Source organism: Fructilactobacillus sp. X3R2C1, from assembly GCF_059901235.1.
On sequence record NZ_JBWXVA010000008.1, the window covers coordinates 1 to 12,959 of the forward strand.

Here is a 12,959-nt window from a genome sequence, read left to right on the forward strand (position 1 = left end):
TCTGAACCTGGATCCGTAATTGGGTATGGATAAGTCCCATCTGGACCTGGTTTTAATGGTTGACTTGGATCATGGGGGTCCATTGGAATCATGCCAGGAATATTGGGTAATTGAGGTTGTTGTGCTTTAGTAGGATCGTCTGGTTGCGTTTCGTATGGAACATCATGGGATCCATTGTCAATTGGATTGCCATTGGAATCAACTGGAACTAATTTTCCCAGTTGAGCAACTTGATAATCGATCTTACGAGTTTGTGGAACATAAATTGGGGTAAGAACCACAACTCCATATCCAGGAATATCCCATGAATACTGTTTAGTTGTTGGGTCATAGTTATAACTAGCATCAATATGGTAGGTCGTCTGACCATCACTACCAGGAACGAGGTTTCCGTCTTTATCCGTTAATTGAACACTCATTCCACCATGATCATCAGTTTCAGTATAGGTTACCTCGTAACCTTGTTTCAGATGTGAAACCCACTTAGTCCCAACCACACCAAAACTTGAAATGGTTCCTGTAGCATTTGATGGCTCGGTAGAAATGTAATAAGTGGTGGGAATTTCTGGTGGCATGCCGGTAATATCATATGACTGACCCGCCATTCCAGTGAACTGATGGGTAGCCATGACTTCGCCAGTGTCCTTATTTGTCCACGTAACTGTCGAAGTAACTTTATCTGGAGTATAGGAATTCATAGCTCCAAGATTGGCATCCACTCCGGCTGGGTTATTATAGAACCAGTTTTTTCTGAAAACATACTGTTCAGGATTATCGCCTTCAAATCCCATCGAACTATAGTTATTGCTCCATCTTTTATACTGTATTCCATTAATATAATCGGAGTTAGCTACTTCGCCGTCTTGATTAAGAACATAGGTTTTAAGAAGGTTCCCGTCAGCGTCAATTTCATTTACATAAACAATACCATCACCAGTACGATCAGTTGACCAAACAATCCATTTTACTTTGTTAGTATTGGCAGCATTTTTCACAGTGACAAAACCATACGTAAAGTGATCGGAGTTTGGATCAACCCAAGGAACACCATAAGACTTGTAGTCTGGATCACTAACAGTGATCTTAAATGGTTCAGCAGCAAGATCAGTGGTGGCATTCTTTAGCTGATTCTGGGGATCATTAGTAGCCAAAGCTGCCGCTGTTTGCTTCATGGTTGGTGCTTGATCATCAGTCTTTTGGTTAGCAGCTACCGCAGCGTCTTGTTTATTTGCTGTGTTATCACTTGTAGCTGCCTCCTGGTCAGACTTTTGATCAGCTGATGGGTCTTTTAAGGCATCAGCTTCCTTGTTTGCCACATCATCATTTTTAGTGGCATCAGCTTTTTTATCAGAAGACTGGTCCTGTGATGCATCATTCTTCTGACTTGAAGCATCGTCACTCTTATTGGCGTCTTGGTCAGTTGCTTGGTCTTTTGCTGAATCGGCCTTTTGATTGGTAGTGTTGTCATTTTTAGTGGCATCAGCATCAGCGTCAGCTTGCTTATCTGATGTGGTGTCATTGTTTTTTGTTATGTTTTGATCAGAGTTTGTTGAATCGATTTTTTGACTGGTTGCGTCATCACTTTTAGTGGTGCTTTGATCGGTTGTCTGATTTTGTGATGAATCGGTTTGCTTAGCTGAAGTGTCATCATTCTTAGTTGTGTCTTGAGCAGCAGTAACATTTTGGTTACTTGCTGTGTCATCACTCTTGGTGACGTTCTGTTCAGCTGCCGGATCATTGGTAGTCTGATTTTGCGATACTGTTACTTGTCTATCAGACGAATCACTATTTTGTGAATTCATCTGAGCGTTGTTAGTAACGTCCGCTTTCACATTATGTTGGTTAGACATAAGGATTCCGCCTGAAATCCCGGCTGAAAACATGGTGACTGTAATGGCGCTGAACAGCCATCGTTTACCAGCCTTATACATCTTATAATGTGTTTTGCTATCACGATTAAACATATAAGTAAAAACCTGCCCTTCTAATTTCAAATTAATCTATACTTACCGGCTAACTAAGCCTGAAGCAATTATTGCACAAATTGAAATTGAATTGAACACAATTGTATTTTACACAATGTGTGTAAAATACTGTCATAATAAGCTTTTATTTAGTCTAACGTCATGTGTCTGGTCCCACATAATACTCATTATGTGTAAATAATCACCAAAAAATGTAATGTTTTTGTAACATTAATACTATATATTTAAAAGCAGTAACAAAACTCACTTTCAATCTAAGAAGTAAGTTAAAAAGTACATAAGTACTTTTGTTTCATGGAAATCACAACTAGCACCCACGTAACTAGTAGATCAGCTAATCAAATTAATTCCATTAGAACAAGTATGTGAAACCTTTAAAAAAATTTAATTTGTTATGTACGATCGAGTCCAAAAATAATAATACTTCTTGTGATGTACATAAAAACTGATTTATAAAGTTTACATCGGTACTCATGCAGGAAGCTATAAAGGATATCATATTATAATTGCTATAATACAATTCACATTCAATGGTCGCTTAATGTGTAAAAAGCCTTAATTATCCAAAAGAGTTAAAACAACTCTCGCTAGTGAGTAACTCTCTTAGAATGATTTATATCAAAATTCTGGAGAAAAATATGGCAACCAATGTAACCAAGGACTTAATCGCAAACGAATTTCTAATTCAAGCTAGTCACAAAAGCATCTTTGATATTAACGTGAAATCACTAACAGACTCGGCTGGCGTATCAAGAAAGTCCTTTTATAATAATTTCGAAAGCATTGATGATTTAATCACTTACATTCAAACCACATTATGCAATCAAATTGACGAAGAATTTAATAAGGAAAGTGATCCAGACGACACCTACGTCAATAATTTGATTAATTGCCTACCGGAGCTTGTGTATAAGTATCGCGATCAGATTCGTGTCCTACTCAAACCAAGCCTCAAGGGGATTTTCATGGCTTTTTTACTGAAAAAGTATAAAAGTAACATTATGAACAACTCACCCAACTTTCACGTTAAACAAAAGATTCCCAAAAATATGATTATGAATCTGCAGGCTCAGGCCTTTTTCTTTATTTTGGAGATGTGGATTACCAGTCCAGTCCCAGAGGCACCCCAATCTTTTGAAAAGAAACTTCGCGAATACTTTCAAGACAACTGATATTATCAACTCACGACACAAAAATACCGTGTCGTTATTAGATTAATAACGACACGGTATTTTATTTTGAACTATTTAATTAATTTACCGGACACAATCAACCGTTTGGTTTCACCCGGATTTCCAGAAGCACACGTGACTAGCGTGATTTCTTTTTGGTTACCATTATCATTAATCACCGAGATGTCATCTTCAGAGACAATCTTCTTACTGGTAATCTTGTAGGTATACTTCTTACTAGGATTGGAAAGGTAGATTTTCTGTCCGACCTTTGCTTTTGATAGCGGCGAAAACAACACGTTTGGGTCCTTCATGTGATGACCCGCCAGGACGTAGTTTTTCTCCCCCATCTTTTCGTCCATCTTCATCGTTCCGGCTCCAATCGTTAGATCATCGTCGTTTAGCCCCTTAAAGATGGGTAAATCAATGTTTAAGTCTGGAATCTTGATGCGGCCAATTGCGGGCGACTGTTTGGCCTTTTGACTCTTCATAATGGCGTTCTCGTCGACCGCCTTCACGTTACTAAAATCATAATCGCCCTTACGTTGATTACCACGCTTAGCCTCCTGCTTGGTGATACTGTTAGCCTTCTGTCCGCCTTGGTATCCAACCCACCATGAAGTAATCTGAGAATTAAAGACCAGACCAAGCCCGACAACGACCAGGACCACAATTAGAAGGTTCCAAAAAAATTTTTTCATTTTCCTACCGCCATTTCGTAAACGTACTCCACTACTACATACGCTTATTCTACCTTATTTCTATTTAAAATCTAAAGTTTCGAACTGGCTTTGATAATTCTTATAATATTCTCGGTGGTACGTTCGATGTTTTCGGGTCCCCTTTTAAGGGCTTCCTCCATTGACGTCACTCCGCCTAAGATGTCAATCACCGACGACACTCCAGCATCGTACAGGTCACTAATTCCTTCACCGATGTGACCCGTCTCAACAAAGACCGGTTTATGGTATTTCTTGGCCAACTTGGCGACTCCAAAGGGCACCTTACCGAACTTGGTCTGAGCGTCAATACTGCCCTCACCAGTGAAAACGCAGTCGGCATGCTTAATCTTTTCTTCTAGTCCGACCGTCTGTTCCACAATCTCAATGCCGGGACGCAACTTGGCCTTTAAAAAGACCATCAGTCCGGCACCAACACCACCAGCGGCACCGCTGCTAGGAACGCTTGTAACGTCCATCCCTAATTTATCGTTAATCACGTGCGCATAACTTCTTAAATTATTGTCCAGTTGCACGACCTGACTGGAATTGGCACCTTTTTGGGGACCGAACACCGGCGCTGCACCGTTCTTTCCAACCAGTGGATTAGTTACGTCTGATGCCACCACAAATTCGGTCTCGGCGATCCGATGATCGAGTCCCGCCACCGAAATGTCGGAGATGCGACCGATTGAGGATCCATTTGGAATAATGACCTTTCCGTTTTCGTCCATGAACTTAACTCCAAGGGCCGTTGCCATCCCGGCTCCACCATCAACAGTCGCACTGCCACCGATTCCGATGATGATTTTTTGGGCGCCAAAATCTAAGGCAGCTCTAATCAACTCACCAGTCCCAAGCGTGGTCGTGATCATCGGATTACGACGGTTTTCAGGAATTAACTCCAGTCCACTGGCCTTCGCCATCTCGATGACCGCGGTCTTGCCGTCACCGAGCATTCCAAAGAATGAATCCACCTTCTGACCAGGAATCGGACCATCAACCGTGACGTCAATCTTCCTTCCATGAGTGGCGTCAACCAGCGTGTCAACGGTCCCTTCGCCACCATCAGCCATTGGAACTTTATCGATGTGGGCCGACGGATCAACGTTGATAATGCCCGCCGCCATCGCGCCTGCCACTTGTTTGGCTGACATACTGTCCTTAAATGAATCTGGCGCTAAAACAAACCGTAAACTCATGCTCTTCCTCCTTTCGAATCTGTTCATCCATTAAACCGATTATAACGCACAAAAAAAGCACTTCATATATAATGAAGCGCTTTTCTAAGCTCATAATTTACTTGGTAGCTGGGACTACCGGTGCCTGGTAGATCGGGTACTTCTTAATTTCCACGTAACGGGCACAAACCGGTGTGTTGTACAAGTTCACGCCGTCCTTTTGAAACATCTCGAGTTTGGCAATCCGGTCCATGGCGTTCTTGACCACTTCTTCACCTAGAGTACTTGAAGCGTAACTCAACTTAATGGTCTTGACCTTGTTTTGATCTGATTTAAAAACTAATTCTAAATTTCTCATGTTCATCCTCCTAATTATTCAGCATCCAAAGTATCAGTGGAACTCAACGTTGCCTTTTTAAATGAGTCACCGGATAATTCCGCTAAAATCACACCGAACTGCTTGATTTGGTCCTCTGAAACGTTTTGCACCAGGTTGTTAAAGGTGTGTTTGGCGTCAGCGTGACCCTCTCCTGCAAGTGTGTATGTTGCACTAGTCTTCATCCAATTTCTTTTCATTTTTTTCATCCTCTTCAGTTTATTTTGTTAAGGCAGTTGGCCAACCCCTTACACCTACTAGAAACGAATCAACTAGTCAATGTGTTACCTAGATTGACTTTTTTGATAATGTGCCTGCGCCACTGGTAGAGGGTCTTCCGTGAAACGTGAAGTTCTTTCGCAATTGCCGTCATCGACTGGCCGCGATACCGTCGTATCACCAGCTGGCGCTCCCTTTCGTTCAATCGGTTCAGGACTTCTTCAAACATGATGCGCGTTTCGACATCTTCGCCGCCATCGGAAATAACATCCAGGTCGGTACTATTTTCAACGTCAATTCTGGAACTCTGCCTAGTTTCCTTCTTTAATAGATCCAAAAGGTGCCAGTAAACTCCCTGATAAATGAAATTTAATCGACTCTTATCATCGGTTGGATCACCCGGATAGCGTTGATACGCACTCACAAATGCCAGGCGTCCCTCTGATACCAGGTCCTGATATTGGTCGTAAAATGGTCTGATTCCTAAACGTTTCAGTACGCCAAAAATAACAACCTCGTGGTCGCCTGCCATTAAGAAACGAAACGCTGCTTGCTCGTTATTCATAAAATTGAATCTCCCTATAGTAGTTTGATCCAAAGGCCTTTGTATCAGGAACTAGTATAAGGTGGGATGAGAATCAGCGCCATCCCGGCAAATGGCGGAATTTTGCCGTCAAAAAAGACGCTAGCGAGGCTAACGTCGAGACATCAAATTTAAAGGTGGAATCCATTTTCCAACTCATAGAGATTAATTTAAAAAAGAGCCATTAATAACTGGCAGAACGCTGCCAAAATCAGCGCTAGTAAAATCGCAAAACTACTCTTGACGGAAAGAATGAACGTCCGTTTTTTGTCCTGAACATGGATAAATTTACGCACATGCCGATAAATTACTGGAATCGTGAACAATACCAGCAACGTACTAACCGGAAGTAGCCGCAACCAGACGGTTACAATTACCATGATATAAGTCACAACATAATTGCCAGTAAAAACCACTAACGACCACTTTTTCCCGATGAAAGACGCTAGGGTATGACGGTTTAACTGGATGTCTTCCTTTACGTCACAAAGGTTATTGGCAAGCATGATACTAGCAAGCGGAAACAAAGCGAGTGTGGACACCAAAAGGCCATTTAAAAACAGTTGCCAACTAAATTGTGATACCGGCACGTTTACCATGATGACGGTGTAAGTAATCCCCACTCCCATCGTTATCGAACATGCCATTTCACCAAAGGGCGTGTGAGAGATGGGCAGTGGTCCGCTAGCATACAAATAACTAATAATAAAGCCAATTACACCAATCACTAGTAACCACATCGTAGTCTCAATGAGCAAATAAATGCCCAAGATGGCCGTTAGAAACGCAAAGATCATGGTCGTAATCACTGCCGCCTTAAATGAAATCTTGTTGACCCCTAGTGAATTAGTCTGCTCCCGAAACTTCTTGGCTGCTTTTTTCGAAGTCTTAAAGGCGGAGTGATAATCAGCCAGATTATCCAACGAGTTGGCCATCAACTGGATTAAAAGACACGCTAGTAACAAAATAATAGAATTAAAAACGTCGACTTCCCCGTAATCATAGCTGACAAACATTAATCCCAATAAAAAGGGAATCACGGTTGACACAAGTGAACTCGGTTCCGTTAGGGCAATTAATTTATGAATATTCATTTTAACCTCCGGCTGGATTCGTTAAAGAATCCCGCAAAAATTAATTGGTTAAGAAAAGATGTAAAATAGTGAATTTAGTAACAAACATTAACTATTTAATAAAAATAGCTTTTGCTTTGTTAAATCATCTTTTCTAATAAATACTATTATAATAGCACTTTGTAACCATATTTACATAAAACATTTCAGCTCCACTTCATGTTAATTTATAAACAACATATTAGACTTTCACGCTCTAATCCTGCTATATTGAGTGGCACAGAAAGGAGGAATACCATGAAACTAAACGAACTAAGAGACGCCCAGTACGTGATCGATCTCGTCCTGATGTATCAGGATGCCTATATCAAGAAACAACAAAAAGAAAGCCTGTACTCATCGCTACCAGTATGCGAACTTAACGATCGTGAAATCATCCGCTTAAATCCATACAACGTCACACCAAACTTTAAAGACAAACGCTCAATTTGGGACTTTGTGCCAAATCACAGTCAACTAAACAAAACAGATGATAACTTTCAGGTCCAAACCGACCAGGTCAAAGACCGTGATGAGGCCAACCGACTAGGATTTATCCGCAACCAATTCTTCAAACAGAAGTGCTACAACGGAGTCAACACCATCGGTGACGAGTTTTCAGGAAACATCACCACGGTCTCAGACGACGAGAGCCAGTTCCACGACCTAATCGACAACCCAATCATGTTAGTAGAGTATGCGCTCAGTTTTATCTCCGCGCTTAATCTTTCCAAACTTGAAAACGCCATTGACGACAACGTTGCCTATCACGTCGAACATTACGACTTAGGTCAGGTCTTTAACTTTGAAATTTTTGCCGATGACGACGATTTTAAAATCATCAGTTTTCAATAATTTAATTTTGTAATCACAATTTAATTTCCAGAGACTAGCGCCTACAGACGGGCACTAGTCTTTTTCTTACGGTTCATAGTACCTCATTATGAACTAAAAGTACGTTTAATTTTCTTTTAAAATAATGTATTATTTTTACATATGATCTCAATTAATAATTGGTTCCTGTTAGTATCTTAGATGAATAAATTATTGCGGAGTCTGGTAACTTTTAACAACGGGAGTTCGATTCTTCCCTCTGCACTTAACTACTTATTATGTTTAAATTTTAAAAGTTTAATTACGATCTTTAATATATATATGATTTGTACATTCCTCTGGCGGGGCTTTTATAAATAGAAATCATACATAGGTAGTTAATTCCAAAGAGAACTAATCGGAAAGGGACCTTTGATTAATACTTACTTATTAATCAAACCAATTTTCTTATTTTTTCTCTTACCTTAGTCATGGTAGGTCAGCGATGGCTTCGATAATCTGGGTTCGATTCCCAGACTGACCATATTTAACAAAACAATTATCTTAAAAGGAGTATACTTAGAATGTTCTAAAAATTTAGGAGTAGGACCTTGCGCGTTAAGTGTCGGCGGAATGGAATGTGAACGCTGAACGAAAAACTAACAGTTTGCGGTGCTTGGTCCGCATTCGCCACTTTAATTTATGCCAATTTTGGTGGCAGCTCCATTAAGGAGATGTCAGTATGAAGAAAGAATTAGAACATTGGGGGATGCTCCCCCTAAGCACCAAGGGATTAACCTATCTAGCGGTTTTGATGGCCATCAAGATTGTACTAGGTAAGATTCAGTTTCAGACTAGTTATCTGGAGATTGGATTTGGCTTTATTGCCGCTGTATTTATCGCATGGTGGTTTGGTCCATTCTGGGCCTCCATCTCGGCAGTGATTTTAGATATTCTGCAATCATTTATTAATGGGTACGGCTTTTTCATTGGTTACACTTTTACCGCCGTGTTAGCCGCCCTGATATATAGTTTTGCTTTTTATCACCACCAAAAAATTGGTTGGGTGCGCTTGACGATCACGATGGTAATTGTCACGTTAGTGATTAACGTCTTTTTCAACACCCTCTGGATCTCAATCATGTCCAACACGTCGTTTTTCTATTACCTGCCAATCCGGATTGTCAAAAACATCATCGCAACTCCGATTCAAATCGTAATCCTGTACGTGTTAATGAATAATAGAGTCATTCAGCATATGAAACCAAACGTTTTCAAAAGTAAATAATTATAAAAGGTCCTTGAAGTTAAAAACTTCAGGGACCCTTTTTTAGTCTTCTTACATACACAAAAAGCGACCAAATTCATTTCGAATTTGATCGCTTAATGTTAACAGATACTAAAACCCTTTTTATGGTTTTAACATCTAGTTAAATTGCTTATTGGTTCTTCTTGCGTCTCTTAAGTCCGTTAAGAATTCCCCAAAGTCCAACCATTGCGAGTTCAATGACACCTGCAGCAGTTACTAGGTCATTGTTACTTTGTCCGGTTTGAGGTAATTTGTCTGCTTTATTATTCTTCTTCGCAGTATTTTCACCCTTGTTACCGTGATTATTAGTAGCATTACCGTTGTCTTCTAAGGTATTCGTTGAATGGTTGTCACTCATCGAAGTGCTGGTTGAACCGTTAGTGTTTATAGACAGACTATCGCTCGTCGATTCACTGCCACTTAATGAGGAACTGGCACTTGTACTTGCCGAGTTGACATCACTCATTGAAGTGCTAGTTGATTCACTGGCACTCGTGCTTGCCGAATGATTTGTACTCATTGAAGTGCTCATCGAGCCACTAGCGCTTGTCGATAAGCTATCGCTGGTGGATTGACTGCTACTCAATGAAGCACTAGCACTCGTACTTGTAGAATGGTTGTCGCTCATTGAAGTACTCATCGAACCACTGGCACTAGTGGATAAGCTATCACTGGTAGATTGACTGCCGCTTACTGATGAACTAGCACTCGTACTTTCGGAATGATTTGTGCTCATTGAAGTACTCATCGAGTCACTTGCACTGGTTGATAAGCTATCACTCGTCGATTGACTACCACTTACCGAAGCGCTGGCGCTCGTACTTGCCGAGTTGTTTTCACTCATCGAAGTACTCATCGAACCACTTGCACTGGTTGATAAACTATCACTAGTGGATTGAGAACCGCTCATTGAGGCGCTGGCACTCGTACTTTCGGAATGATTTGTGCTCATCGAAGTACTAGTTGAACCACTCGCACTTGTTGATAGGCTGTCGCTTGTCGATTGACTACCACTCATTGAGGCGCTGGCACTCGTACTTTCGGAGTGATTTGTGCTCATTGAAGTACTCATCGAACCACTCGCACTAGTAGATAGGCTATCGCTCGTTGATTGAGAACCACTTACCGAGGCACTGGCACTCGTACTTTCAGAATGATTTGTGCTCATCGAAGTACTAGTTGAACCACTGGCGCTTGTTGATAGGCTATCACTGGTGGATTGACTGCCGCTCATTGATGAACTAGCACTGGTACTTGCCGAGTGGTTTTCACTCATCGAAGTACTAGTTGAAGTGCTGGCACTTGTTGATAGGCTATCACTCGTCGATTGACTACCACTTACCGAAGCGCTGGCGCTGGTACTTGCCGAGTTGTTTTCACTCATCGAAGTACTAGTTGAACCACTCGCACTTGTTGATAAGCTGTCGCTGATGGATTGAGAACCACTTACTGAGGAACTAGCACTGGTACTTTCGGAATGATTTGTGCTCATCGAAGTACTAGTTGAAGTGCTGGCACTTGTTGATAGGCTATCGCTCGTTGATCCACTTGTACTCATGGAGTTTCTCAGGCTATCACTGGTAGATTCACTGCCACTTACTGAGGAACTGTTACTGGTACTAATTGATTCACTGTCACTAGTACTCAATGAGGCACTATCACTAGTACTTACAGAAGCGCTAATACTATTGCTAGTGGAGATACTTTGACTATTGCTGATACTCAATGATGTGCTGGCGCTATCGCTAGTGGAAATACTCTGACTGTCACTGGTACTCAATGATGCGCTGCTGCTGTCGCTAGTTGAAACGCTTTGACTGTCACTCGTACTCAATGAAGCACTATCACTATTGCTTGTAGAGATACTTTGACTGTCGCTGGTACTTACAGAAGCACTGTTACTATTGCTAGTGGAGATACTTTGACTACCACTCGTACTCAATGATGCACTACCACTATTGCTCGTGGAGATGCTTTGACTGTCACTTGTACTCAATGATGCACTAACGCTATTGATAGTAGAAATGCTATTACTCATTGAAGTGCTAGTAGATTCACTGCCACTCAACGAAGTACTACCACTCTGACTAGTAGAGTCGCTTAAACTGTCGCTAGTGCTTAGTGAAGCACTAGTACTCATGGAGTTTCTCAGGCTATCACTGGTAGATGAACTACCACTTACTGAGAAACTATCGCTAGTAGAAGCACTTTGACTGTCGCTATTACTTACAGAAGCACTATCACTGTTGCTAGTGGAGATACTCTGGCTATCACTCGTACTTGTCGAAGCACTGTTACTCATCGAAGTGCTAGTAGACTCACTGCCACTTAATGAAGCACTGTCGCTAGTGCTTAATGAGGCACTAGTACTCATGGAGTTTCTCAGGCTATCACTGGTTGATTCACTACCACTTACTGAGGAACTATTGCTAGTAGAAGTACTTTGACTGTCGCTGGTACTCAATGATGTGCTGGCGCTATCGCTAGTGGAAATACTCTGACTGTCACTCGTACTCAACGAAGCGCTAGTACTGTTGCTAGTTGAAACGCTCTGACTACCGCTAGTACTTACTGAAGCGCTGTCGCTAATACTATTTGAAGTACTGTTGCTCATTGACGTACTAGTAGATTCACTGTCACTCAATGAAGTAGAGTTACTCTTGCTAATAGAGTTACTTAAGCTATCACTCATACTCAACGAAGCGCTTGTACTCATCGAGTTTCTCAGGCTATCACTGGTAGAAGTACTACCACTTACTGAGGAACTATCACTAGTACTTAGTGAATCGCTCTTAGTCGAGTTACTTTCACTCATCGAAGTACTGGTTGACTTGCTACCACTTAAGGAAGTGCTCCCGCTCTGACTAGTAGATTGACTTAAGCTGTCACTCTTACTTGTCGAGTTACTCAAACTATCACTAGTGCTGATGGAGTCACTCTTGGTGGAGTTACTTTCGCTCATTGAGGTGCTAGTAGACTCACTATCGCTTAAGGAAGTACTGCCACTCTTACTAGTTGAAGCACTTAAGCTGTCGCTTGTACTTAATGAGTCACTCTTGCTTGTGGATGTGCTTAAACTGTCACTAGTACTTACAGATCCACTCTTACTAGTTGATTCGCTTAAGCTCTCACTTGTGCTCAATGAATCACTCTTGGTTGAGTTGCTTTCGCTCACTGAAGTACTAGTTGATTCACTATCACTTAATGAAGTGCTGCCACTCTTGCTAGTTGAAGTGCTCTGGCTGTCGCTAGTACTTAACGAATCACTCTTAGTGGAATCACTTTCACTAATTGAAGTGCTGGTCGATTCACTATCACTCAATGAAACAGAGTCGCTCTTACTTGTAGATTCACTCAAACTATCGCTCGTGCTTAATGAATCACTCTTAGTTGAGTTACTTTCACTCATTGAAGTGCTATTTGATTCACTGTCACTTAATGAAGTACTGTTGCTCTTGCTAGTTGAGATACTTTGGCTACCACTCGTACT

The 12,959-nt window shown here is 41.3% G+C and carries 11 protein-coding genes and 1 riboswitch; of the genes, 3 read left to right on the plus strand and 8 right to left on the minus strand.

What is annotated here, in order from left to right:
- Positions 1-1,964, minus strand: a 1,964-nt coding sequence (locus AC6UDB_RS06835) for a KxYKxGKxW signal peptide domain-containing protein (RefSeq protein WP_500709529.1), incomplete at its 3' end; no start/stop codon positions are given.
- A gap of 659 nt (positions 1,965-2,623) precedes the next feature.
- Here AC6UDB_RS06835 and AC6UDB_RS06840 point away from each other — a divergent pair.
- On the plus strand, positions 2,624-3,157 hold the full coding sequence (locus AC6UDB_RS06840; protein WP_500694586.1) for a hypothetical protein: 534 nt from the start codon (positions 2,624-2,626) through the stop codon (positions 3,155-3,157).
- Between the two features lie 71 nt (positions 3,158-3,228).
- Here the strand turns inward: AC6UDB_RS06840 and AC6UDB_RS06845 are convergent, their stop codons facing one another.
- From AC6UDB_RS06845 to AC6UDB_RS06870, 6 genes are all read right to left on the minus strand, one after another.
- Positions 3,229-3,858: a class A sortase gene (locus AC6UDB_RS06845; protein WP_500696313.1), complete on the minus strand. Its 630-nt coding sequence runs from the start codon at positions 3,856-3,858 to the stop codon at positions 3,229-3,231.
- 71 nt (positions 3,859-3,929) lie between these two features.
- Positions 3,930-5,078 carry a glycerate kinase gene (locus AC6UDB_RS06850; RefSeq protein ID WP_500709530.1) on the minus strand — a complete coding sequence of 383 codons (1,149 nt, stop codon included), beginning with the start codon at positions 5,076-5,078 and terminating at the stop codon, positions 3,930-3,932.
- A gap of 97 nt (positions 5,079-5,175) precedes the next feature.
- Complete coding sequence (locus AC6UDB_RS06855; RefSeq protein ID WP_500696311.1) at positions 5,176-5,415, minus strand: DUF2922 domain-containing protein; 240 nt, start codon at positions 5,413-5,415, stop codon at positions 5,176-5,178.
- A gap of 14 nt (positions 5,416-5,429) precedes the next feature.
- Positions 5,430-5,633: a DUF1659 domain-containing protein gene (locus tag AC6UDB_RS06860; RefSeq protein WP_500694590.1), complete on the minus strand. Its 204-nt coding sequence runs from the start codon at positions 5,631-5,633 to the stop codon at positions 5,430-5,432.
- A gap of 68 nt (positions 5,634-5,701) precedes the next feature.
- The gene (locus AC6UDB_RS06865; protein WP_500709531.1) at positions 5,702-6,217 is read right to left on the minus strand and encodes a sigma-70 family RNA polymerase sigma factor; all 516 of its coding nucleotides are present in this window, start codon (positions 6,215-6,217) and stop codon (positions 5,702-5,704) included.
- Positions 6,218-6,405: 188 nt separating this feature from the next.
- Positions 6,406-7,329 carry a prenyltransferase gene (locus tag AC6UDB_RS06870; RefSeq protein WP_500709532.1) on the minus strand — a complete coding sequence of 308 codons (924 nt, stop codon included), beginning with the start codon at positions 7,327-7,329 and terminating at the stop codon, positions 6,406-6,408.
- A 276-nt stretch (positions 7,330-7,605) separates the two neighbouring features.
- Between AC6UDB_RS06870 and AC6UDB_RS06875 the strand changes: the two genes are divergently transcribed.
- Positions 7,606-8,202 carry a hypothetical protein gene (locus AC6UDB_RS06875; RefSeq protein WP_500709533.1) on the plus strand — a complete coding sequence of 199 codons (597 nt, stop codon included), beginning with the start codon at positions 7,606-7,608 and terminating at the stop codon, positions 8,200-8,202.
- 555 nt (positions 8,203-8,757) lie between these two features.
- Positions 8,758-8,855: riboswitch (THF riboswitch) on the plus strand.
- A 47-nt stretch (positions 8,856-8,902) separates the two neighbouring features.
- Positions 8,903-9,448, plus strand: a complete 546-nt coding sequence (locus AC6UDB_RS06880) for a folate family ECF transporter S component (protein ID WP_500696001.1) — start codon at positions 8,903-8,905, stop codon at positions 9,446-9,448.
- Positions 9,449-9,599: 151 nt separating this feature from the next.
- On the opposite strand, the gene AC6UDB_RS06885 is transcribed toward AC6UDB_RS06880, so the two are convergent.
- A partial coding sequence (locus AC6UDB_RS06885; RefSeq protein ID WP_500709535.1) for an LPXTG cell wall anchor domain-containing protein occupies positions 9,600-12,959 on the minus strand: 3,360 nt, incomplete at its 5' end.